We start from the raw sequence: 23578 nt of genomic DNA on the forward strand, positions 1-23578 counted from the left end.
CCCTAGAAACTGATCTTCAGTCCGAACTGCGCCTGGCGCGGATCGCGCGTTCTCGTCGCCTGGCCGAAGTTCCCGGGCAGCGTGTAACCGGTGATGCTCGTCGCGGTCTGCGCGTTGCCGGTGTTGAACGTCACCGACACCGGGTTCATCGTGTTGTTCAGCCCCTGCGACAGGAAGTTGGTCCGGTTGAACACGTTGAAGATCTCGAAGCGCAGCTGCACCTGCACCCGGCCGGGCGCCCGCATCGTCTTGTAGAACGCGAGGTCGGTCTGGAACAGCCCGGGGCCGCGGCAGGCGCCGCGTTTCAGGCTGCCGATCGTGCCGAGCTGGAAGCCGGTCAGCGTGACGGCCGCCGGATCGATGATCTGCTCGGGATGCGCGCTGTCGTCGGCGCGGCAGTCGGCGCCGGTGGCGTTGGGCCGCTGATTGTCCGTATAGCCGGTGCCCGACGGACCGCCGTTCAGGCCCGGAATGCTGCCGGTGTAGATGGTCAGCGCCTGACCCGAAGCGGCCTGGGTGATCACGCCCAGTTCCCATCCCCCGAGCACTTTTCCGCGCCACCCGGGCGCGTCGTCCATCGGCGGCCCGGCGAGCACCAGCGCGGCGTTGAACACGTGGCGGCGATCCGTGTTGGCCAGACCGAAGTCGCGCGAGAAATCGCTCAGATCGATCGCGGACTCGTCCCCCGAGAGGCTGCCGGAGCTGTTGTCGAGCGCGACGTTGGCTTCGTTGCGCGAGAGGGTGTACGACGCCTGCACCTGCGACGCGCCCCATCGGCTGACGACCTGCGTCTGCAGTGAGTGGTAGGTCGACTCACCGTCGTGCGTCCAGAACGTGATGCGGCGATCGCCCCACGCGCCGTACGGGCGGATGTCGCCGACCCCGGCACCCCCCTGGGCGCGGAGGAAGTCGAGGCGATCCTCGACGCCGTTGCGGTTGCGATCGCCGGGCACGACCTGGTTGATGTCCATCGTGCGGAGCAGGTCGAGCCCCTTGTTCGCCACGTACCCGATGTCCCACGTCGTGTGCGGGAGGATCTCGCGCTGGTAGGAGATGTTCCACTGCCAGTTGTGCGGGTTGGCGGCGCGCTGCTCGCGTCCCGAGCTCGGCGCGCCGAGCGTGGTGCCGAAACAGCCGCACGGATCGACGTTCGTATCGAGGGTCCGGAGTCCGTTGGTGTTGCGGATGAACGGCGGGTTGTTGCCGACGTTCAAGCCCGGACTCAGGCGCTCGCGCAAATAGAACAGCCCCAGTCCGGCGCGGACCGCGGACTTGCCATTGCCATTGACGTCCCAGGCCAGGCCGAGCCGCGGCGCCCAGTTGTTCGTGGACTGCGGGAACAGCGACCGGTTCGGTCCGGCGGTTCCGCCGCGCAGGCCGGCCTGACCGCACCAGTCCGTGCCGGGCACCTGGAGCAGGCCGTTGCACGGATCGCTGCCGAGCGCCGCACTGTAGGCGGCCGGATCGAAGCTCATGATCCGGTTGTCCTGGGCGTACGGGTTCAGGAACAGCGAATACCGCACACCGTAATCGAGCGTGAGCCGCTGCGTCGCCTTCCAGGAATCGGCCACGTAGAACTCGGCGTCACGCCACCGCTGCGGAACCTGCCGCTGCCCCGAGTTCTCGGAGAAGCCGAAGGTCATGTCCCTGATCAGGAAGTCCGCGAGCAGGTTGCCGCTGGTCGCGCCCCAGCCCGGCAGACCGCCCGAGCCCCAGAAGGCGGAGTTCTCGAACGAGCCGAAGCCGCCGACGTCTTCGTTCTTCTGGTTGATGCTGACGAGGGCGCCGGCCTTGAGCATGTGCTTGCCGAACACCAGCGTGTAGTCGTCTTTGAGGACGAAGAGGTCCTGGTTGTTGTGGAAGGGCGCCTCGTTCCAGAGCGCCTGGTACCCGCCGCCGCCCCAGAAGACCGGGTGTCCTTCGTCCCCGGCATAGAGATGGCCGCTCGACGGGAAGATCGACGGCATCAGTTGATTGATGCGCGCGTTCAGGCCCGGCTCCCCCTCGCCGCGCGTCACCGTGATCTTGTTGGCCGAGTACGAGAACTGCAGGCTGTTGACCGCCTTCGAGCCCAGATTCTGGTTCAGCGAGATGGCGAACGATCGGCCCGGTTGATCCCAGTTCGAATCGACGGACGGGAAGGGGTCGTCGCCCCACAGGTTCCCCTGATTGCTCGGCGCGTTGTTGGTCCACGTGTCCTGCGTGTAACGCACCATCAGCCGCGACGCGTTGGTGATGGTGTAGTCGACGCGCACGTTCTCCTGGCGCCAGTCGAGCGGGGTGGTGACCGACGTCACCCAGTTGTTGCAGCTGCCCGCGGCCGGCGTCGTATTGGGCAGCGGATACAGACTGAGGAACGCCTGCCCGGCCGGGCTGAGGCGATTGGCCGGAATGCGATTGCCGGGGAACGGCTGCCCGGTGAGCGGATCGTTCGGCGTCGGCAGCGTGCACCCCGCGATCGCCGGACCGCTGAAGTCGCCGTTGCGCTCGGCCTGGGTCGGCACGAACGCCGCGCGCGCGGTGCCGCGGCGCTCGATGTTCCACTCCTGCGACGCAAAGAAGTGCATCCGGTCGCGGCGGATCGGTCCGCCGAGCGTCCAGCCGAAATCGTTGCGGGTCAGCTCCTGCTTCGGCTGCTTCGCCTGCTTCAGGAAGTAGTTCTTGGAATCGAGCGCGTCGTTGCGGCCGAAGTAGAAGCCGCTGCCATGGAACGTGTTCGTGCCGCCGCGGGTGACGATGTTGATCTGCGCGCCGCCGGCCTGCCCGAATTCGGCGCCGTAGCTGTTGCGCAGAATCTTGAACTCCTCGATCGCATCGACCGACGGATAGACCAGGATGGTGCGGTTCGATCCGACGTCGTTGTTGTTCGCGCCGTCGACGGTCCACAGGTTGGTGGTCACGCCGCCGCCGCTGATCGACAGGTCGGAGCCGCCGAGCAGCCCCTTGTCCTTGACGTTGAGGAAGTCAGGCGCGCTGACGCCGGGCATCAGCGTGGCGAGCTGCAGGAAGTTGCGGCCGTTCAGCGGAAGCTCGCGGATCTGCTCGCCGGTGATGATGCCGGACACGTCGCCGCCGCTGGTCTTGACCGGCGTCGATTCCGCCGTCACGCTGATCGTCTCGGACAGCGAACCGGGGGCCAGCTCGATGTCGATCTCGCGCTGATCCGCGACGGCCAGGACGATGTCGGTGCGCGTGGCGGTCTTGAATCCCTGCAGCTCCACCTTCAACTGGTAGCGGCCGATCGGCAGCTGACTGAAGGAGTAGATGCCCGACTCGTTGGTGACCGCGGTCTGCGTGAGGCCGGTGTCGGCGTTCGTCACCGTGACCGTCGCGCCAGGCACGAGCGCCTTCGAAGCATCCGTGACGGTGCCGCGGAGAATCGCGGACGTTCGCTGCGCCAGCACCGGCGCGGCGCAGATCAGGAGAGTTGCTGCAACTACTACGGAACGGAACCACATCGGCAACCGCCTATCGTAGATAAACTGCACCAGCCGCCATTATTGACAGGGGGTTGCACCTGTCAAGATGGTTTTTGCTGGGTAGTAGCGACCCAAGGACCAAATGCGGGCACCGACTTTCCTGCTCATCGTTTCAGTCGCCGCCGGCGCCGCGAGTTGCGCCCGATCGACGCCGCCGTCGAGCGGCTCGTCCGCGGTCAACCGCCCGAACGTGCTGCTCGTCACGATCGACACGCTCCGTGCCGATGCGATCGGCGCCTACGGACACCCGCGCGCCGGAACGCCCTGGATGGATCGGATCGCGGCCGCGGGCGTGCGCTTCGATCGCGCCCACGCCCACAACGTCGTAACCCTGCCGTCGCACGCCAACATACTGTCGGGCCTCTACCCCATCGATCACGGCGTGCGCGACAACGCCGGATTCCGCTTCCCGGAGGCCGTGCCGACGCTCGCTACCCGCTTGAAAGAGCGCGGGTATGCGACCGCCGCCTTCATCAGTGCGTTTCCGCTCGCCTCCCGGTTCGGACTCGTCCGGGGATTCGATGTCTACGAAGACAGCTTCGTCGACGCCGTTCCGCGGACGCCGCTCCTCGAACAGGAACGGCCGGGTGTCGTAACGGTCGCGCTGGCGAGGCGATGGCTCGACGCCCATGCCGGGGAGCCGACGTTCACCTGGGTGCACCTCTTCGAGCCGCACGCGCCGTACGCGCGGAACGACTACGCCGCCGACGTGGCGGCGGCCGACGCCGCGCTCGAGCCGCTGCTCGCGCCGGTGCTCTCCGGCGCTGGAACGGGCCGGACGGTCGTCGTGCTGACCGCGGATCATGGCGAGGCGTTGGGGGAGCACGGCGAACAGACCCACGGCGTCTTCGCGTACGAAGCCACCCTCCGGGTGCCGCTCATCGTGCTCGCTCCAGGAATCTCCGGCGGCCGCGTTGTCTCGACGCCGGCGCGTCACGTCGACATCGCCCCCACGATTCTCCACGCGGTGGGCGCGCCGGCGGATCCGGCGCTTCGCGGGCGGAGCCTGCTCGCGGACGGCGGATCGTCCGATGACATCAGCTACTTCGAATCGCTGTCTCCCGCCTTGAACCGGGGATGGGCGCCGCTCCGCGGCGTCATGCGAGGTGCGTCGAAGTACATCGATCTGCCGGTTGCCGAGCTGTACGACATCACGGCCGACCCGGCGGAACAGCGCAACCTCGCGTCGACGCGTCAGGGGGAGGTGCGCGATCTCCGGACCGCCCTCGCGCGGTTCGACGAGAAGCACGGCGCAGCCTCGCGCGTCGCCGAGCACGCGGACGCGGCAGCGCGGCTGCGGAGCCTCGGGTATACGACCGGAGCGGCGGCACTGCGCGAGCGGTACAGCGAGGCAGACGATCCGAAGCGGCTGATGGGACTCGACGCGCGCCTCCAGGAAGCGGTTCGCCTGCACACCGGCGGCCAGCGCGCGCACGCCCTCGCAGTCGCGCGCGGCGTCGTCGCCGAGCGCCCCGACATGCGCGTGGGATGGATGACGCTCGCGCAGATTCAGCGCGACGGCCGGGATCTCGAGGGCGCCATCGCATCGATGCGGCGGGCGCTGGCGCTCGCGCCGGAGGATGCGCAGACCCTGTCGTTGCTGGGCGCCTACCTCACCGAGCGCGGACGCGCCGCCGAGGCGATCGCGCTGCTCTCCCCCGCCGCGGCGCGGCCGCAGGCGGATCTGCAGGTTCTCGTCACTCTGGGCCTGGCACAGGCGCAGGCGGGGCGCGGTGACGAGGCGCAGGCGACGATCGAGCGCGCACGGGCCGGGCACCCGTCGAACTCGCGCCTGCTCGTCGAACTGGGAACGGTCCAGCTCGCCGCCAACCGCCGCGACGCCGCCCGACGCACGTTCGAGCTGGCCGTACAGCGCAATCCGGGGCTTGCCCGTGCGTACAGCTCCCTCGCGGCGATCCACGTCGAAGACGGGCGGGACGCCGAGGCCATCGCCGCCTGGCGCGAAGCGGCCCGGCTGGATGCAGGGGAATACGGCCGCATCTTTCTGCTCGGCATCGGTCTCGCCCGCGCGCAGAAGACCGGCCCCGCTCGCACCTGTCTCTCGTTCTTTGCCGGCAACGCACCACCAGGTCCGTATGCGCGCGAGATCGCCGCGGCGCGCGCCTGGCTCGCCGGACAAGTCCGCTAGAATCGTCCCGTGGTCATCCCCCGCCGCCTGTTCGCGGCGATCGCCGCCGCGCTGGTCTGCGCGGCCGCATCCCCGCGCGCGCAGAAGCCGGATCCCACCGCCGGGCTGACCGCCGCGGTGTCGGCGGCGGAGCGCGCGCTGCAGATCGGCGAGCGGCAGATCGCCGAGAGCCACCTCCGATCCGCACTCTTCGAAGGCTGGATGCTGCTGGGCGCGATCGCCGCGACCGAGGGACGTCTGCCCGAGGCGCGGACGGCGTTCACGCGCGCCGCCTCCGCGATCGCGAACGCGCGGATCGCCGAGGAAGCCCTTGCCGCCGTCCAGACGCAGATGGGGGACGCCGCGGCAGCGCTGCCCACGCTCTCCCGCCTCTCGGGCATGGATCCGAAGAACATGCGCGTCCGCCACCTGCTCGCGCAGGCATACATCGTCAGCGGCAACCCGGCGGCGGCCGTGCAGGAGCTCGAAGAGGCGCACGCGCTGGCGCCGGAGGACCTCGAGACGGTCTTCACGCTGGCCTCCGGCTACGCGCGGTTGAAGAAGTTCGACGAGGCCGAGCGGCTGTTCGCGCGCCTGGCGAAGGCCCGTCCGATGCCGCAGACGCACGTGCTGATCGGCCGCGCCTACCGCGACGCGGGCGCCTACGATCGCGCCACGGCGTCGCTGAGGCGCGCGCTCGCGATCGACCCGAAGGTCCGCCGGGCCCACTACTATCTCGGCATGGTGGCGCTCCTCTCCGAGGGCGTCGTCCGCATCGACGACGCGATCGCCGAGTTCGAGCAGGAACAGAAGATCGCGCCCGACGATCCGCTGAACACGCTGCGCCTCGGGATGGCGCTGGTGGTCGCACGGCGCGAGCGGGACGCGCTGCCGACGCTGGAGACGCTGGCGCGGTCGCCGCATCCCTCGCCGGAGGCGATCGAGTATCTGGGACGCGCGCAGCTCGGCGCAGGGCGCGCCACCGACGCCGCGGCCACGCTCCAGCGGGCGGTGACGATGGCGTCGGAACGCTCCGCCGACCCGGCGAAGCTGGGCCAGCTGCACTACGTGCTGGCGACGGCGCTGCGGGAAGCGGGGCGCGGCGCCGAAGCGGCGGCAGCATTCGAGAAGGCCGCGGCGGCGTCGGCCGAACGGGCGAAGACCGATCGCGAGCGCCTCGCGCGCTATCTCGCCGACAGCGGCGAAGCGCCCGGCACGAATACCGGCGCGGTGCCGCTCGAGTCCGCCGTCCTCGAAGGCACCACGCCGGAGCAGCGTGCCGAACTGGCGCGGCGGGCGGTCACCGCGCTGGCGCGGACGTCGCTGAACCTCGGCGTGCTGCAGGCGCAGGCGCGCCGCTTCACCCGCGCGGCGGCGTCGTTCGAGCAGGCGGCCGCGCTGGATCCGTCGCTGCCGCGCGTGCAGTTCTCGCTCGGCGTCGCCTACTTCAACGCCGGCGAGCACGCCAAGGCGATCGCGGCGCTGGAGCGGGCGAGCGCGGCCGAGCCGCAGGATCGCGAGCTGCGGCGGATGCTGGCCCTGGCCTCGTTCAACGCCGGCCAGTTCGCGCGCGCCGCCGAGCTGCTGGCCGACGATCCGCAGCGCGCGTCCGATCCGTCGCTCGAGTACACCTACGGCACCGCGCTCGTGCGCAGCGATCGCGGCGCCGAGGCCGAGCGCGTCTTCTCACGCCTGCTGGCGGCGCACGGCGACTCGCCGGAGCTGAACGTCGTGCTCGGCCAGGCGCACGCGCAGCAGGGGGACTTCGACGAGGCGATCAAGACGCTGCGCCACGCGCTGGCATTGAAGCCCGACGTTGCCGAGGCGAACGCCAGCCTCGGTCTGATCTATCTCAAGCAGGGAAAGCTCGCCGATGCCGCGCAGGCGCTCCGCGCCGAGCTGGCGCAGCACGCCGGCGACCTGGCGTCGCGCTACACGCTGGCCACGGTGCTGGACCTCGACGGGCAGCCGGACGCGGCGATCGGCGAATTGCGGCTGGTGCTGCGCGCCCATCCCGATCATGCGAACGCGCGGTATCTGCTCGGCAAGATCCTGCTGGCCCGCGGCGACGCCGGGACGGCGCTGTCACACCTGGAGATCGCCGTGCGCCTCGCGCCGCAGGATGCGAACATCCACTACCAGCTCGGGCTCACCTATCAGAAACTCGGGCAGCCGGATCTCGCGCGCCGGCAGTTCGAGGAATTCCAGAAGCTGAAGGACCAGGGCCGGAAAGGGGGCGCATGATCGACGTGCTTCTCGCGGCGGCGCTCACGCTGGCGGCCGCCGATCGGCAGCCGCCGTCCCCCGCGCCGGGCGACGACCGCGCCGTCCTCCTGGAGAAGGCGGCCGCCGCCATGGAGGCGGGCCGCCGCGACGTCGCCGGACGCCTGTACCAGGAAGCGGCGGAACGCTTTCAGTCCGCCGGAGCCCTCCTCCAGCTTGCGCGGCTGCAATCGACCGAAGGAGACGTTCAGGGCGCGCTCTCCTCGCTGCTCACGGCGCGCACCCTGGCGCCCAATTCTGAGGAAGTACTCAGCGCCCTCGGACAGGTCGCCCTCGCCGCACGCATGCCGGTGCCCGCCGCCGGCGCGCTGGACGCCCTCACGCGCATGTGCCCGGACGTGGCGCAGTACCACTATCTGCTCGGCGTTGCGCTGATGACCGCGGGCGACATGGTGCGCGCCACCGAGGCGCTGCAGGCGGCCGACCGCCTCGAGCCGGGGCGCGCGCTCACGCTGACCGCGCTCGGTCTCGCCTACAACAGCCGCAAGCAGTTCGCCGACGCCAAGGCCGCGCTGACGCGCAGCCTCGAGCTCGATCCGGATTCACCGCCGGCCATCGCGGCGCTGGCCGAATCGGAAGCGTCGCTCGGCGAGTTCGCGGCGGCGGAGCGCGATGCGCGCCGCGCGCTGGCCGCGTCGCCCGACGAAGCCACGGCGCACCTCGTCCTCGGCCTGGTCCGCTTCGAGGAAGGCAAGTACGCGGAGGCGCGCGACGCGTTCGGCCGGGCCGCCGCGGCGGATCCGCGGTCCGCGAAAGCCGACTATCAGTTGAGTCTGGTGCACGCGCGGCTCGGAGATCAGGCCGCCGCGGAACGGAGTCTCGAGTCGTACCGGCGCAAGCTCGCGCAGATCGACGAAAACGTGAAGGCGATGCGCGCCGCCACCTTTCCCGCCGCGAAGCCCGGGGGCGCGCCCCAATCCCGACGATGATGAACCATTCGATCGCTCTGGCGGTGCTCGCCGGCGCCGTCACGCTCGGCGCACAGACGACGCGGCCGGCGGTGCTCTACCGCGACGTGACGCGCGAGGCCGGCATCACCTTTCAGCATCACGCCGCTCCCGAAAAGAAATACATCGTCGAATCGATGAGCGGCGGCGTCGCGCTCTTCGACTACGACAATGACGGGCGGGTCGACCTCTACTTCGTCGACTCGCTCACCGTCGAGACTGCCGACAAGCCGACGGCGGCGCGGAGCGCGCTCTACCGCAACCTGGGCAACTGGAAATTCGAGGATGTGACCGACCGCGCCGGCGTCGGCCATCCCGGCTGGGCGATGGGTGTCTGCACCGCGGACGTCGACGGGGACGGCTGGCAGGATCTCTACGTCACCGGACTCGGCGGCAACCGTCTCTATCGCAACAACCGGAACGGGACCTTCGCCGATGCCACGGCCCGCGCCGGACTCCGCGGCGGCGGCTGGTCCGCGGGGTGCGGGTTCGCCGACTACGATCGCGACGGCCGGCTCGACCTGTTCGTGAGCCGCTACGTGAAGATCGATCTCAAGCGGCTCCCGGAGTTCGGCAGGGACAAGACCTGCGAGTACCGCGGCATCCCGGTGCAGTGCGGCCCGCGGGGCCTCGAGGGGGAATCCGACGTTCTCTTCCACAACGACGGCGACATGCGCTTCTCGGACGTCTCCGCGGCGGCGGGCGTGGCCGATCCCAAGGGCTACTTCGGCCTCGGCGTCGCCTGGTTCGACGCCAACGGCGACGGCTGGCCGGATCTCTACGTCGCCAACGATTCGAACGCCAACTTCCTCTACATCAACCAGAAGAACGGCACGTTCAAGGACTCGGCGTTTCCGATGGGCGTCGCCGTCAGCGAGGACGGCGCCGAGCAGGGCAGCATGGGGGTCGCGCTCGGCGACTACGATCGCTCCGGACGGTTCAGCCTCTACGTCACGAACTTCGCCGAGGAATACAACGCGCTCTACCGCAACAACGGCGACCACTTCTCCGACATGTCGTTCAGGACGCGCACGGCGGCCGTGAGCCTGCCGTACGTCGGCTGGGGCAACGCCTTCTTCGACTACGACAACGACGGCTGGCTGGATTTGATCGCGGTGAACGGCCACGTGTATCCGCAGCTCGATCGCGCCCGGCTCGGCGCGTCGGCCGGCTATCGCCAGCGCAAGCTCCTCTACCGCAATCTCGGCAACGGAACGTTCGAGGAAGTCGGCGGGAAGTCGGGGACGGTCTTCACCGAGGAACGCGTCAGCCGCGGCCTCGCCGTCGGCGACATCGACAACGACGGCGGCCTCGACATCGTCATCAACGATCTCGACGGCTCGCCGCAGCTGCTGCGCAACGAGCTGGCCGGACGCGGGAACTGGCTGATCGTGAAGCTGCGGGGCGCCGCACCGAACACCGACGCGATCGGGGCGATCGTCACGGTCAAATCAGGCGCGGCGGTGCAGAAATCGGCGGTGCAGAGCGGGACCAGCTACCTGTCGCAGCACGACATGCGGCAGCACTTCGGCCTCGGCACGGCGGCAGCGGCCGACAGCATCGAAGTCACATGGCCCGACGGCACGTCCACCAGGCGGGATCAGATCAAGGCCAATCAGGTGGTGGAGATCCGAAAGCAGTAGCGCTTTGGGAGTTGGGCGTTGGGCGTTGGGCGTTGATCCCCTCTCAGCGCACCACCGTTCCCCACACGATATTATCGAGCTCCAGCGTTCCCCACACGATGTCGGCGCCCCAGACGATGTTCGTCGGCGCGGACGCGTCGATGCGCTGACCGATCACCCGGGTGCTCCACACGATGTTGGCGCCCCACACGATGTTGGTGCCCCAGACGATGTTGTCGGCCTCGCGCAGCGCGGTCCCCCACACGATGTTGTCCCCTTCGCGGAGCGCGCTCCCCCACACGATGTTCGTGCTCCACACGATGTTGTTGGCCGCCAGCACGTCGCCGGCGAGCACCGTGTCGCCGTAGATCACGTGGCCGGCCCACGAGTACGACGCGCCGCCGATCCCGGACAGCGGCACGATCGCGCCGAGCCACGCCGCGCCGATCGGACGCGAGGTGTCGATCGCGCGCGCCAGCGCCACGGCGCCGTCGGCGTTGACCTGGCCGGCCCCCTGCGTCAGATAGTCCGCGCCGTCGATCGTGATGGCGCTGTACTGCAGAATCCCTTTCACCAGATTCGGCGTCAGCGCCGGCGCGGCCCCCCATCGACCGGCGCGCGATTCCTCGTGCGCCTGCAGCGCGAGCGCCACGACGCCGCTCGTCACCGCGGCCGCCATGCTCGAGCCGCTCAGGAGCAGCAGCGGTTCACCCGTCAGCGTCCGACCGCGGTTCTGTTGCAGCGCGTCATAGAGGTACGACGACAGGTTGGTGTCGGACGCGAGGCGATGCCCCGGCGCGACCAGGTCCGGCTTCACCCGCGCGTCGTACCACGTCGGGCCGCGCGAGCTGTAGGGAGCGACCTCGTCGTCCAGCCGCGAAATCGTGTCCTTGGTCATCACCGCGCCGACGGTGATCGCCGACGGCGCGTTGCCCGGTGACGTGATGCCGGCGTAGCCGACGGTTCCGTCCGATTCCTTCTGTCCGAAGTTCCCTGCCGACGCGACGACGACCAGCCCGGCCGCGGTGGCCTGCTCGACGGCGCGAACCAGCGGATCCTCGGCAGCCGGCGCGAAGATCGGGTGGCCCAGAGACAGGTTGATCACGTGCACGTCCAGCGCCGCGCGGTTGGCGACGATGAACTCGATGGCGCGAATCACGTCGCTGGTGCGTCCCGCGCCGGTCTTGTCGAGCACCTTGAACACCGCGAGGCGCGCGCCCGGGGCAACGCCCTGGAACTCCCCCTGGGACAGCTCGCCGGAGCTGCCGATCAGCCCGGCGATGTGCGTGCCGTGGCCGAAGTCGTCATAGGGATGCGAGGTCTTGCGGCCGGTCCCCCGCGTGAAGTCGTAGAACACACTGATGCGGCCGGCGAAGTCGTCGCTCGGCGAGATCCCGGAGTCGACGATCGCCACGCCGACGCCGCGGCCGGTCGGCACCGACGGCGCCGACTGCGCGAGGTGCGGCAGGCCGAGCGTGTCGCGCAGCGTGCTGATCAGCGTCTGTGACGGACAGGGCTCCGGCGACGGGGGATACGCACGCCCGCTGGGGAGGGCGCTCGCCCGCACGTCGGCGTCGGCGGAGATGACCCGGACGCAGCCGTTCGCGGCAAGCGTCTCGACGTCACGGCTGTGAATCTCGGCGCCGATCGCCCCGATCAGCGGGAACTCGGCGTCGACGACGTCGCCGTGCCTCTCGAGCGCGGAACGAACGGAGGTGCGGCAGCCGGCATTGACGGTGATAATGACTCTCTGGAACGGCGCGCCCGCCGCCACTGCGGCGCGCACCGCGCGATCGACGCGGACGTGGCCGGGCGCCGCGAACACGGAAGTCGCAGAAAGGCAGAGAGCCAGCAGGGCGCCGGCGCAGGCGGAAGCGATTCTGGGGAGCATGCGGGTGCCCATTGATGACGCAAAAGCTCGGCCATAAAATGGACGCCCGTCCCAGACACCTAACCGCTGGTCATGCTGTGACTTAGGTGGCGATTTTCGCGCTTCGTCCAGGGATTACGGTGCTGTCGATTTGCACCGTTACAGGACACAACTATGGGCACAAAGTGCCCAGATTGGTGAAAAACAGGCCGGAACTGCGCAATCCCGCGTAACTGGCCCGGATCGAGACACGATGTACCTGGACCGCACACCATGACCCGCTCTCCCTGGCCCCCCCTGCCGCTCGACGGCTGGCGCGACACCCGCGACACGCTGCAGATGTGGACGCAGGTCGCCGGCAAGATCTGCCTCGCGCTGACGCCGCGCGTCAACCATTTCTGGAACATCGCGCTGCAGATCACGCCGCGCGGGCTCGCCACGCCGCCGCTGCCGGCCGGCGCTCGCACCTTCACCATGACGTTCGATTTCGTCGCGCACGAGCTGGTCATCCAGCTCTCGGACGGCGTGCGCGAGGCCGTCCCGCTCCGGCCGCAGACCGTCGCCGACTTCTATCGCACGCTGATGTCGTCGCTGCAGCGGCTGGGGATCGAGGTGCGCATCTGGACGATGCCGGTGGAAGTGCCCGATCCGATCCGCTTCGAACAGGACACCACGCACCGATCGTACGACGCCGGCGCGGCCCGGCGGTTCTGGGACGCGATCCTCGCGATGACGCCCGTCTTCCAGGCGTTCCGCGCCGAGTTCATCGGTAAGTGCAGCCCGGTTCACTTCTTCTGGGGCAGCTTCGATCTCGCGGTGACCCGGTTCTCGGGACGGCCCGCGCCGGAGCGTCCCGGGGCGGATGCGATCACCCGCGAGGCCTACTCGCATGAAGTCATCAGCCACGGGTGGTGGCCCGGCGGCGGCCCGGTGAACGAGCCCGCGTTCTACGCCTACGCCGCGCCCGAGCCCGAGGGACTCAAGACGGCGCCGGTCGAACCGGCCGCCGCGTACTACCACACCGAGCTGTCGGAGTTCATCCTCCCCTACGAGGCGGTGCGCCGGGCCGCCGACCCCGAGGCGGACCTCCGCGCGTTCCTGCGCACCACCTACGACGCGGCCGCCCGGCTGGCGGGCTGGAACCGCGCCGCTCTGGAAAGGACTCCGGTATGAAGACGAGAGGCGGATGCGGGCACATCGAGCAGCTCGAGGCCGTGAAGCCCGCGAAGGCCTACGAGTGCGAAGCCTGCGTCAAGATGGGCGCGCGCTGGGTGCACCTGCGCACGTGTCAGACCTGCGGCGTGACCCTCTGCTGCGACTCGTCTCCGAATCGCCACGCCGGCAAGCACGCCCGGGCCGAGTCGCACCCGGTGATGGCATCCGCCGAGCCCGGCGAGCGCTGGCTGTACTGCTTTCCCGACGATGCCTTTGCGGAGTACTGACCGTCGGCGTCAGTCCGAGGATCCCTCGGGAACGGGTTCGAGTCTGTCGGCATCCCACGAATAGCGGAATCGCCCGTGCTCCGGGCAGCGATAGTAGAGCCCCAGCTGCTCGCCGACCTGCGCGGCGCGCTGCATGTCGGCGCCGCAGACGGGGCACCGGTTCAACTGCTCCCAGCGATCGGGTGTCGGGGTGTCGGTCACTCTGCTGTCCGCCGTCCGCCAGCCGCCATCCGCGGCTCGCGACAGCCGCAGTCTACGGCTTGATCTGCACCAGCGGTTCGTAGAGCCGCGTCCCCTTGCACTCGGGGCACTTCGACGGCAGGGTGACCTTGTCCTTGCCGAAGGTGTAGCCGCAGCTGCGGCAGCGGGCGGGCTCGACGCGGATGTCCTTGTCTTCCGCTTTCGCGGTCTTCAGCACGTGCTTCAAATGCTCTTCGACTTCCTGCCGTGTGAGCTTCAGTTCGTGCGCCACCGACGACATCGTCCGGGGCTGTTTGAGCATCTCGGCAATCTGCTGGCGGATGGTCATGCTCCTTCTATTGTAACGGGCCGGAGCGCCGCGCGCCCCGGCCCGGCGGCCGCCTAGCGGCGATTGAAGTTGTAGGTCACGTTGAAGCGGAAGACGCGCGGCGCCAGGAACTGCGTCGGCGACAGGAACGTGGAGATCTGCGTGATCGGCGCCGCGGGGTCGCCGTTCACGCGGATGTTGGTGAGGCCGGTGCCCTGCCGCACGCCGAAGATGGTGTTCGCGTTGGTGACGTTGTAGACGTCCATGCTCAGTTCGATGCGGTCGTTGCCGAGATCGAAGAAGCGGCCGGCCCGGAGATCCAGCGTCGGCAGGGTCGACAGCTGCACCGTGCCGCGCGGCTCGGCGTTGATGGTGAGATTCGCCTGGCGCACGCAGTTCGTCAGCACGCTGGTCGAGCACTGCGGCACCGCCCACGTCCGCGTGATCGGCAGGCCGGACTGCAGGCGGAAGTTGCCGGCGACGAGCACCTTCCACGGCAGCTCGTACGATCCGGTCGCCTTGAGGTTGTGCCGCCGCCCCCCGGCCTCGCCGTTGGCGTTCACCCGCACGTTGTTCGGATTGTTCAGGCTGACCAGCTCCTGCAGCGTCCGCGAGTAGGTATAGCCGGCCAGCATGTTCCAGCGGGCCGAGCGCCGCGTCACGACCAGATCGAGCCCGTGGTACTTCGTCGCCAGCCGGTCGTCGTTCACCGTGCGCGTCGACGTGACCGCCCCCTGGTTCAGGCTGTAGGCCGTGATGTCGCGGTCGTCAGCCGTGCCCGCCACGCCGTCCCGGCCGGGATCGCGCAGCGGCGTCGCCGAGTAGATGGTGTCCCACAAGTCCATGTTCAGGTCGAGCGTCCCCTGCACGTCGCGCTCGCGCGTATACAGGTAGGCGATGCTGAGCCCCGTGTTGGGGAACAGCTCGTGGTCGACCCCCACCGTGACCTCGTTGCGGTACGGCCGGCGCAGGTTGCGGTCGAAGGTCGCCACCGCGAGATTGTTGGTGTTGTTCAGCGCCCCGAATTCGCCGCCGACGTATTTGAGCCCGTCCCACACCGCGTTCCCCGGCTGGAACACCAGGTCGCCGTTCGCGTCGTTCCACACGTACTGCTGGTTGATGTTGGCGTTGGGGTTCGGCGGCGTGCCGGTGTTGATCTGATCGAGATACTTGCCCCACGAGAACTTCGCCGCCGTCTTGCCATTGCCGAACAGGTCGTAGGTGATGGCCGCCCGCGGCGCCCAGTCGTACCACAGCGGGTTGTTGCGGACCGGATCGAACTGCTTGCGGACGACGTAGTCCTGCACGACGCCGCCGATCGTCACGCCGCGGAACACGAGGCCGCCCGGGAAGTAGCGGCTCTCCGGCGTCGACTGCGCCGGCAGGTAGCCTTCGATGCGCTCCCACCGGATCCCGCCGATCACGTTGAGGCGGCCGATGGTGTACGAGTCCTGACCGTAGAGCGCGGTGCTCATCACCGCGCGCTCCTGATGGAGCGGCGAATTGAAGATCGTCACCGTCGCGGCGGTCGGCGTCGGCGTGCTGCGGAACGTCAGGTTGACGTCGTCCACGCGCGTGACATCGACATCTTCCGGGGTGTAACCGTTGTCGAAGCCCCCTTGAACTCATGCCGGCCGCCGGCGAACTGCGGCACGTAGTACTGCCAGTTCGCCACCGTCTGCACGCGGCGCCGGAACATGATCTGCGTGCTCTGACGATTCCGGTACAGCGTGTTGTTGTTGGCCGAGTCGGTCAGCGGCTGCAGGTCCGTCTTCTGGTACAGCGGGAAGTTGGTGTTGTTGTAGCTGACCTTCGCATCGAGGAACATCCGATCGGTCAGCACGCGGTTGTACGTGAGCTGCGTAACCACGAAGGTGTCCAGCTCCTTCGAGTTCGACTCCTGCGTCACGGTCGTGCCGGCGCCGCGGTTCGGCTTGTCGTAGCGCTGCTTCGACAGGTAGCCCTCGAAGCGGTTCGCCGAGCCGAGCTGGTAGGTCAGTTTTCCTTCCCCTGCGAGAATGTCGGTCGTGTCCTGATCGCTGCTCGTGCGCAGCGGCGTGGCGATGTACGACGGCGCGACCGCCGGGAACCCCGGCACCTTGACGTGCGTGGCCTGATAGTTCACCGAGCCGAAGTAGAACAACCGGTTCTGCAGCAGCGGCCCGCCCGCCTGGAAGTTGGAGTTCGAAATCAGCTCCGTCGAGTTCGCGTCGGGGCGGAAGCCCGCGAGCAGCAGGTCGCGATCGATGTTCTTCGACTGCGTCCGCTTGCCCTGGTAGGTCTGGAGCCCCTGTCCGGTGAACCGGTTGGTCCCGCTCTTGGTCACCATGTTGATGAACACGCCCCCGGTGCCTACCGAGATGTCCTGGGCTCCGGTCGAGACCTGGATGTTCTCGAAGGCGCTGGGGATGTAGTAGTTCATCGAGAACCCCTGCGCCGCCGGGTCGTTGACGTTGACGCCGTTGAGCAACTGGGTGTTCTGCGCATTCGGCGTGCCGCGCGCCGACATCGAGCGCTGCAGACCGCCCTGATTCCCGCCGACGTCCGGCGACTCGACGACCACCCCGGGGGCCTTGTATTCGAGGATGTTCCAGATGTCCTTCCCGCCAGGCGTGCTCTCGAGCAGCACGCTGTCGATGTTGGTGCGGGCTCCGACGCTCTTCGTGTCGACGACGGGCGATTCCCCCTTGACCGTAACCACTTCGGTCAGCGCCCCTACCTTCAGCGGGGCATCGATGTTCGCCGTCTGCCCCTGGCGGACGACGACGTCCTCGCGGACGAGCGTCTGGAATCCCTGAAGCGCGACCTTGATGGTGTAGGTCCCGGGCGTCAGGCCAGGGAAAAGAAACACGCCCGAGGCGTCGGTCGTGCCTTCGAGCGCCCGCGGCAGGACCGCGCTGGTGATCGTCACCGTCGCACCGGGCATCACCGCGCCCTGGTCGTCGACCGCCTTCACCGAGATGCTGCCGGTCTGAATCTGCGCCGACGCAGCGGCGGCCGTGAGCCAGATGGCCCCCAGCAGCGTCGCGGCGCTGCGGATGACTTCACGCATGCTCCCCTCCCTTTGAAGATCACGCTACGGAATGTTGAATCGTGAAAACGGATTCTTGCAGAATGCCCGTTGTATACAGCGGCAACCCTCCGTCTGCAAGCAGTTTGACCGGCGTTGAGCAACCGGCGTGCCCGGTCTCGGCCGTGCCGGAAACGGGCACCGCTGGAGTGGAAGTTGCGTGCTGCGGAGTGTGGGGCTGTTCGGCGAACTCCAGGTCCTGCCCGAAGGGTTTCTCTACGAGCCGCAGTTTCTGTCGTCCGCGGAGCACCAGTCGCTCCTCGACGCCATCCGGCCGCTCGAGTTCCATGAGGTCCGGATGCACGGCGTCATCGCCCGCCGCCGGGTGATCCAGTACGGGTGGAAGTACGCGTTCGACGGCGCGCGTCTGTCCGAAGGACCGCCGCTGCCCGGCTTTCTCCTGCCGGTTCGCGCGCGTGCGGCCATCTTCGCGTCCGTCCCGGCTGACGCGCTGTCGGAGGCGCTGATCACCGAGTACCCGCCCGGCGCCCCTATCGGCTGGCATCGCGACGCGCCCGGATTCGGCATCGTCGTCGGGATCTCGCTGCTGTCCGCCTGCCGGTTCCGCTTCCGGCGCGGACCCGAGCGCGGCAGCGAACGGGTGACGCTCACCCTCGAACCGGGCTCCGCGTACGTGCTGAGCGGCCCCGCCCGCACCGAGTGGCAGCACAGCATCCCCGAAGTGGAGACGCTGCGTTACTCGGTGACGTTCCGCACGCTCAGGAAACGCTGAACCCAGTCCCGACTGACGCGCGTTGAGCGGATGCGGCGGGCGGATAGCGGATGGCGGATGGCGGGCGCCGGCTCACTCCGCTCTCAGCGTCAGCGCCGGATCCAGGCGGAGCACACGGAGGGCGGGGATCACGCTCGCGACGAGCGCCACGATCAGCAGCGTGCCGACGACGGCGAGCAGCGTTACGGGATCGTGCGGCTGCACGCCCCAGATGAACGAGCGCATGAGGCGAACGGCGGCCAGCGCGCCGGCGGCGCCGGCGGCCACGCCGATCACCGCGAGCCTGACGCCTGGAAGGACCACGTCCTTCAGCACCTGGCCGTTCGACGCGCCGAGTGCCAGGCGAAGCCCCAGCTCCCGCGTCCGCTCCGTCACCGTGCTGGCGATCAATCCGTGGATGCCGATCGCCGCGAGCAGCAGCGCCACGGCGCCGAGGCCCAGGACGAGCGTCATCATGAAGCGCTGCGACGCCAGCGCGTTCCCCTGCACGTCGCTCATGCTCTCGATCTTCGCGACGGGCAGGAGCGGATCCACGTGGGCCACGGCTTGTCTCACCATCTCGGGCGCGCCCGCCACCGTTCCGGCGGTGCGGACGACCCACGAGGGCGAGAACCACGTGTGTACGAGCTTGAACGTCGCCGCGGTCGTCTGCGCGGCGGGGACGTAGACGATGAACGGCGTCGGAAGCGGACTGCCGTCGCCGCCGAGGCCGGAGGAGGTCGCACGCGTACCGCCGACCACCCCGATGATTTCCCGCGTCGCGCCCGCCACCGCGATGTGCAGGCCGACGACGTTCTGGCCCTTGTAGAAGCGGCGGATGAACTGGTCGTTCACGATCGCCACGGGCATCGAGTCCGCGGTATCGGCCTCGGTGAAGGTGCGGCCGGCGCGAAGGGGTACGCGCAACGCCTCGAAATAGCCGGGCGTGATGTAGCTGACATTGGTCCCGCCGCCCTTGTCGTCGGGCGTCGCCCCTTCGATCCGTCCGAACCCCAGGTTCAGCAGCCGCGTGTACGGCAGGCCGAGCGTGACGCCGGCCGCTTCGACGCCGGGCTGGCGGCGGATCTCGGCGAGCGTGTCGGCGAACAGCCGGTTCACCTTGGCGGCGTCTTCGTACCGCGTGTCCTGGAGCGACACCATCGCCGTCGTGAGGTTCGCCGGATCGAACCCGGGATCCAGCATGCGGAGCTGCATGAACGAGCGCACGAGGAGGCCGGCGCCGACCAGGAGGATGACGCTGAGCGCGATCTCTCCGCCGACGAGCACGCGGCGCGCCCATCGGCTGCTGCGGCCCGCGACGGCACGGCTTCCCGCCTCCGCGAGCGAGGCCTGCACGTCGACGCGCGTCGCGTGCAGCGCCGGCACGAGGCCGAAGAGAACGCTGGTGATCACCGAGAGGACCAGCGTCGCGCCGAGCACGCGCGCGTCGAGCGCGATGGGATAGCCGACAGGAAACACGTCCGCGCTGAGGCGAAGGAGTGCCGTCAGCACCAGCTGCCCGACCCCAAGCCCGAGTATGCCGCCGGCCACGGCGAGCACCGCGCTCTCGACGAGCAGCTGCCGAACGACCACCCCGCGGCTGCTGCCGAGCGCAAGACGGGTCGCGATCTCGCGCGTCCTCAGGGCTGAGCGCGCGAGCAGCAGGCCGGCGATGTTGACGCACGCGATCAGCAGCACGACGCCCACCGCCGCCCACAGCATCACGAGCGGCTGGCGGATCGATTCCGTCGCACTCTCCTGGAGCGGCACGAGCTTCGCGCGCGCCGTCGGAATCTCCTTGCGCGTCCGGTATTGCTCGAGCGCGGCCGGGGCGCCCAGGCTGTCGACTTCCGCCGTCGCCTGCTCCCAGGTCACGCCGGGCCGGAGCCGGACGATCATGCCGTAATTGCTGCCGCCACCCTCCCCCGTTCTCGCCGGCTTCACCGGCGTCCAGAGATCGACCGGGGATCCGGTCGTGAATCCTTCCGGCATCACGCCGACGACCGTGTACGGCTCCCCTTTCAACTGGATCGCCTGGCCGAGGATGGACGGACTGGCGTTGAACACGCGCGTCCACAACGCGTGGCTGAGAATCGCGACCGGCGGACCGCCGAGGCGATCCTCCTCGGCCGCGAATTCTCGTCCCATGAACGGCCGCACGCCCAGCACCGCGAAGTAGCCGGCGCTCACCCGTCCCTGCTTCACGTTCGCCGCGGCCTCCGCGGACACGAGGTTGACGCCGCCGCCGAAACTGCCGGCCGAAACGGCCGATGCCACCGTGGCCGCCGCGTCGTGGATCGCGAGGAACGTATTGCCGTCGACGGCGGTGTTCTCGTTCGACCCGCGGCTCGAGCGCAGCACGATGGACACGCTGGCGAGACGGGCGGGATCGGGATACGGAAGCGGCTTCAGCAGGAGCGTGTTCACGACGGTGAACACCGCGGTGTTGACGCCGATCCCGACGGCGAGCGTGATCAGTGCGATCAGCGTGAACGACGGGGTCTTGCGCAGCATGCGCACTGCGTAGCGCAGGTCGCGCAGGATCGGTTCCAGCACAGGCATGCCGCTCATCCCCCCACTGTCTGATGCTCTAAGACGGGAGGGGCGGCGGATTGGTTGGCAGCGGAATCAGAGGCTCGGCGCCAGCGGGGCCTCGCGGGGACCTTCGCGCTCGTCGCTGCGCTCGTCCCAGACGTCGGAATCGGCGATGCCGCGGACGTCCGGGTGATTGCGGGCCTGCCGCACCATCTCTCCCCGCGGGTCGCCGAACCCCCACTCGCGGACGTCGATCGCGAAGCTGAATCGCGAGATGAGGGGACCGCGCGTGATGTCCGCGTCCTCCTCGTTGCGCGCCATGTCGGCCCGCGCGCGCTCGATCAACTGTTCCATGACCCACGCCGGCACGTTGCTCCGATACCCCGGATACACGTAGCTGAAGGTCTGAAGCTGCGCGAGCAGCAGCGGCCAGGCGTCCCCGACGCGCGACACGAGCCGCTCCCAGTCCAGCACGTCGCCGCTGCAGAGAATCAGGTGGACGACGTCCGACATGTCGTGCCGGTGCCGCTCGTTGATGAACAGGCGGTGCCAGATGAGCTCTTCGGCCGGCGCGATCCGCACCGGCTGCGCCGCCAGCACGCCGGCCTTGCTGTGCTCCACCCATCGACCGTCGATGAAGGCGACGCCGTTGCCCATGCCATATATAAGGTCCACGAACTTGTCGCCGATGAACCCTTTCGCCAGCCAGTGCAGCTCCTCGAGCCGCATCACGAACCCGGCCTCGTGCAGCGCCCGCGCCGCCGCCACCACCTGCGTCGGCTCGACGAACAGGTCGAGATCCTTGGTCTGGCGGTAGATGCCGGTGTGCTCGTAGATCGCGTAGGCCCCGGCCACCACATACGGCACGCCCGCAGCGTTGAGGGCCTGGAGTGCCCGGCGGTAGACTTCGCGTTCCTCTTCAGGTATCCAGAAGTCGCCATGTGTCAGCGACTTCCGTTCTTCGGGCGACAGGCGTCTCGGACGCCGTCCACGGACGCTTGGCAAGGGGCCTCCAAGGCAAATCTCAGCAACACTGAGGCCAAGTTCGGCTCAGGCCGGCCGTGGCTCGACACTTGATAACAGCGATGGCCGGCATTCCACAATACGACCCGCAACTGGCGCAACTCGTCAAGGAAGCACCCTCGGGTGCGGAGTGGCTGCACGAGCTGAAGTACGACGGCTACCGCATCGGGTGCCGGATCGACGGCCGATCGGTGACGCTTCTCAGTCGCAACGGGAAGGACTGGACGGAAGCGTTCCCGGAGATCGTGCGCGCGGCACAGTCGCTCCGTGTAAAATCCGCCCTCCTCGACGGCGAGGTCTGCGTCGTCCTGCCCGACGGGCGCACCAGCTTCCAGGGGCTGCAGAATCTCGCCGCCGCCGATCGGTCGCGGCTGGTCTACTTCGTCTTCGATCTGATCTATCTCGACGGCCGGTCGCTCGCCGCGGAGCCGCTGGAAGCCCGCAAGGCGGCGTTGAAGAAGATCGTTCGCGGCGAGCGCATCAAGTTCTCCGAGCATCTCGACGCGGACGGTCCGGAGGCTCACCGCGAGGCCTGCCGGCTGCGCCTCGAGGGGATCGTCTCGAAGCCGCGAAACGCCCCGTACCAGAGCGGCAAGCGCGTCGGGTGGCTGAAGACCAAGTGCGTCAGCCGCCAGGAGTTCGTCATCGGCGGTTTCACCGATCCGGAAGGATCGCGGGAAGGGATCGGCGCGATCCTGGTCGGCGTGTACGACGGGGGTCGTCTGCGGTTCGCCGGCAAGGTGGGCACCGGGTTCACGGTGAAGAGCGCGCGCGAGCTGCGGACGACGCTCAACCGTCTCGAGATTCCCTCCTCGCCATTCACGCCGCCACCGCCGGGCTGGCTCGGCCGCAACGCCCACTGGGTGAAACCGGCGCTGGTCGGCGAGGTCGAGTTCACCGAGTGGACCGGCGACGGGAAGATCCGGCACCCGTCGTTCCAGGGTTTGCGGCGCGACAAGCCGCCGGAAGCGGTGGTCCGCGAAGTCGCCGACGCGGCACCCGCTCCGGCGCGGACGCCCGGTAGACGCCGGGCGCGCCGTCCGCCGGCCGCCGCAGGGCCGCGGCCATCCGTGCGCGGCATCGGGATCAGTCATCCCGATCGCGTGATGTACGAGCGGCCGCGCCTCACCAAGCTGGAGGTGGCGCAGTACTACGACCGCATCGCAGAGGCGATGATGCCGCACGTGGATGGACGGCCGCTGACCCTGGTCCGCTGCGGCGAGGGGATCGCGCACGGGTGCTTCTACATGAAGCATTCCAAGGTGTGGTCGCCGCCGGCGCTGAGGCGCGTGAAGATCCGCGAGAAGACGAAGATCGGCGAGTACCTGGTCATCGAGTCGCCCGAGGCGATCGTGTCGCTGGTGCAGATGGACATTCTCGAGATCCACACGTGGAACACGCGGCACCAGAAGATCGAGCACCCGGATCGCATCGTCCTGGATCTGGACCCGGGGCCGGAGGTCGAGTGGAAGACGGTCGTCTCGTCCGCGAGGGCGGTGCGAAAGCTGCTGCAGACGCTGGATCTCGAGAGCTTCGTGAAGACCACCGGCGGCCGCGGACTCCACGTCGTCGTTCCGCTTGCGCCGGTGCACGACTGGGCGGCGTGCCTCGATCTCTCACGCGCCGTCGCCGAAGCGCTGACGCGCCACGATCCCGGCCTGTTCACGACGACGTTCTCGAAGCGGGGACGGGAGCGGCAGATCCTGGTGGATTACATGCGGAACAACCGGACCAACACGTCGGTTGCCGCGTTCTCGACCCGCGCCCGCGAAGGGGCGCCAGTGTCGATGCCGGTGTCGTGGACCGAGCTGACGCCGTCGCTGGACCCGGCGTCGTTCACCGCCGTGAGCGTGCCGCAGCGGCTCGCGCGGCAGCGGAAGGATCCGTGGGCAGAGTATTTCACGCTGAAGCAGCGCTTCTCGAAGAAAGCCGTGGCCTCCGTGTGATCCGTGGCTTCCG

16 protein-coding genes are annotated in these 23578 nt (G+C 68.9%); 8 read left to right on the plus strand and 8 right to left on the minus strand.

Annotated elements, in window-relative coordinates; all coding sequences use genetic code 11:
* Positions 1 to 2: 2 nt before the first annotated feature.
* Positions 3 to 3458 (minus strand): carboxypeptidase regulatory-like domain-containing protein, encoded by a 3456-nt coding sequence (locus VFK57_03365; GenBank protein ID HET7694720.1) that lies wholly within the window; start codon positions 3456 to 3458, stop codon positions 3 to 5.
* A 103-nt stretch (positions 3459 to 3561) separates the two neighbouring features.
* On the opposite strand from VFK57_03365, the gene VFK57_03370 reads away from it, so the two are divergent.
* From VFK57_03370 to VFK57_03385, 4 genes are read left to right on the plus strand one after another with little or no spacing between them, the layout of a single operon-like run.
* Positions 3562 to 5628, plus strand: a complete 2067-nt coding sequence (locus VFK57_03370) for a sulfatase-like hydrolase/transferase (GenBank protein ID HET7694721.1) — start codon at positions 3562 to 3564, stop codon at positions 5626 to 5628.
* 9 nt (positions 5629 to 5637) lie between these two features.
* Positions 5638 to 7851: a tetratricopeptide repeat protein gene (locus VFK57_03375; protein ID HET7694722.1), complete on the plus strand. Its 2214-nt coding sequence runs from the start codon at positions 5638 to 5640 to the stop codon at positions 7849 to 7851.
* Entirely contained in the window at positions 7848 to 8819 is a 972-nt protein-coding gene (locus VFK57_03380) for a tetratricopeptide repeat protein (GenBank protein ID HET7694723.1), read from the plus strand. Before VFK57_03375 ends, VFK57_03380 begins: the two co-directional genes overlap by 4 nt.
* Positions 8819 to 10480: a CRTAC1 family protein gene (locus tag VFK57_03385; GenBank protein ID HET7694724.1), complete on the plus strand. Its 1662-nt coding sequence runs from the start codon at positions 8819 to 8821 to the stop codon at positions 10478 to 10480. Before VFK57_03380 ends, VFK57_03385 begins: the two co-directional genes overlap by 1 nt.
* A 43-nt stretch (positions 10481 to 10523) precedes the next feature.
* On the opposite strand, the gene VFK57_03390 is transcribed toward VFK57_03385, so the two are convergent.
* Positions 10524 to 12284: a S8 family peptidase gene (locus VFK57_03390; protein HET7694725.1), complete on the minus strand. Its 1761-nt coding sequence runs from the start codon at positions 12282 to 12284 to the stop codon at positions 10524 to 10526.
* 318 nt (positions 12285 to 12602) lie between these two features.
* Here VFK57_03390 and VFK57_03395 point away from each other — a divergent pair, with 318 nt between their 5' ends.
* A complete protein-coding gene (locus VFK57_03395; protein ID HET7694726.1) occupies positions 12603 to 13502 on the plus strand; it encodes a DUF5996 family protein in 900 nt (299 codons plus the stop codon).
* Complete coding sequence (locus tag VFK57_03400) at positions 13499 to 13771, plus strand: UBP-type zinc finger domain-containing protein (protein HET7694727.1); 273 nt, start codon at positions 13499 to 13501, stop codon at positions 13769 to 13771. The genes VFK57_03395 and VFK57_03400 overlap by 4 nt, the downstream gene beginning before the upstream one ends.
* Positions 13772 to 13780: 9 nt before the next feature.
* Here the strand turns inward: VFK57_03400 and VFK57_03405 are convergent, their stop codons facing one another.
* The 4 genes from VFK57_03405 to VFK57_03420 are packed head-to-tail and all read right to left on the minus strand — an operon-like array spanning position 13781 to position 17331.
* Positions 13781 to 13972 carry a hypothetical protein gene (locus VFK57_03405; GenBank protein ID HET7694728.1) on the minus strand — a complete coding sequence of 64 codons (192 nt, stop codon included), beginning with the start codon at positions 13970 to 13972 and terminating at the stop codon, positions 13781 to 13783.
* A gap of 52 nt (positions 13973 to 14024) precedes the next feature.
* Positions 14025 to 14300, minus strand: a complete 276-nt coding sequence (locus VFK57_03410; protein ID HET7694729.1) for a hypothetical protein — start codon at positions 14298 to 14300, stop codon at positions 14025 to 14027.
* Positions 14301 to 14353: 53 nt separating this feature from the next.
* Positions 14354 to 15850 (minus strand): hypothetical protein, encoded by a 1497-nt coding sequence (locus VFK57_03415; GenBank protein HET7694730.1) that lies wholly within the window; start codon positions 15848 to 15850, stop codon positions 14354 to 14356.
* Positions 15832 to 17331, minus strand: coding sequence for a TonB-dependent receptor (locus VFK57_03420; GenBank protein ID HET7694731.1), 1500 nt, complete (start codon positions 17329 to 17331; stop codon positions 15832 to 15834). The genes VFK57_03415 and VFK57_03420 overlap by 19 nt, the downstream gene beginning before the upstream one ends.
* A 178-nt stretch (positions 17332 to 17509) precedes the next feature.
* Here VFK57_03420 and VFK57_03425 point away from each other — a divergent pair, with 178 nt between their 5' ends.
* On the plus strand, positions 17510 to 18082 hold the full coding sequence (locus tag VFK57_03425; protein ID HET7694732.1) for an alpha-ketoglutarate-dependent dioxygenase AlkB: 573 nt from the start codon (positions 17510 to 17512) through the stop codon (positions 18080 to 18082).
* A 72-nt stretch (positions 18083 to 18154) separates the two neighbouring features.
* Here VFK57_03425 and VFK57_03430 read toward each other — a convergent pair whose 3' ends face one another.
* Both VFK57_03430 and VFK57_03435 read right to left on the minus strand, forming a co-directional pair.
* Positions 18155 to 20623, minus strand: a complete 2469-nt coding sequence (locus VFK57_03430; protein HET7694733.1) for an ABC transporter permease — start codon at positions 20621 to 20623, stop codon at positions 18155 to 18157.
* A 66-nt stretch (positions 20624 to 20689) separates the two neighbouring features.
* A complete protein-coding gene (locus VFK57_03435; GenBank protein ID HET7694734.1) occupies positions 20690 to 21601 on the minus strand; it encodes a hypothetical protein in 912 nt (303 codons plus the stop codon).
* Positions 21602 to 21681: 80 nt separating this feature from the next.
* Here VFK57_03435 and ligD point away from each other — a divergent pair, with 80 nt between their 5' ends.
* Positions 21682 to 23565 carry a DNA ligase D gene (ligD, locus tag VFK57_03440; GenBank protein ID HET7694735.1) on the plus strand — a complete coding sequence of 628 codons (1884 nt, stop codon included), beginning with the start codon at positions 21682 to 21684 and terminating at the stop codon, positions 23563 to 23565.
* The last annotated feature ends 13 nt before the right edge of the window (positions 23566 to 23578 follow it).

This window comes from Vicinamibacterales bacterium, from assembly GCA_035699745.1.
Taxonomy (GTDB): Bacteria; Acidobacteriota; Vicinamibacteria; order Vicinamibacterales; family 2-12-FULL-66-21; genus JAICSD01.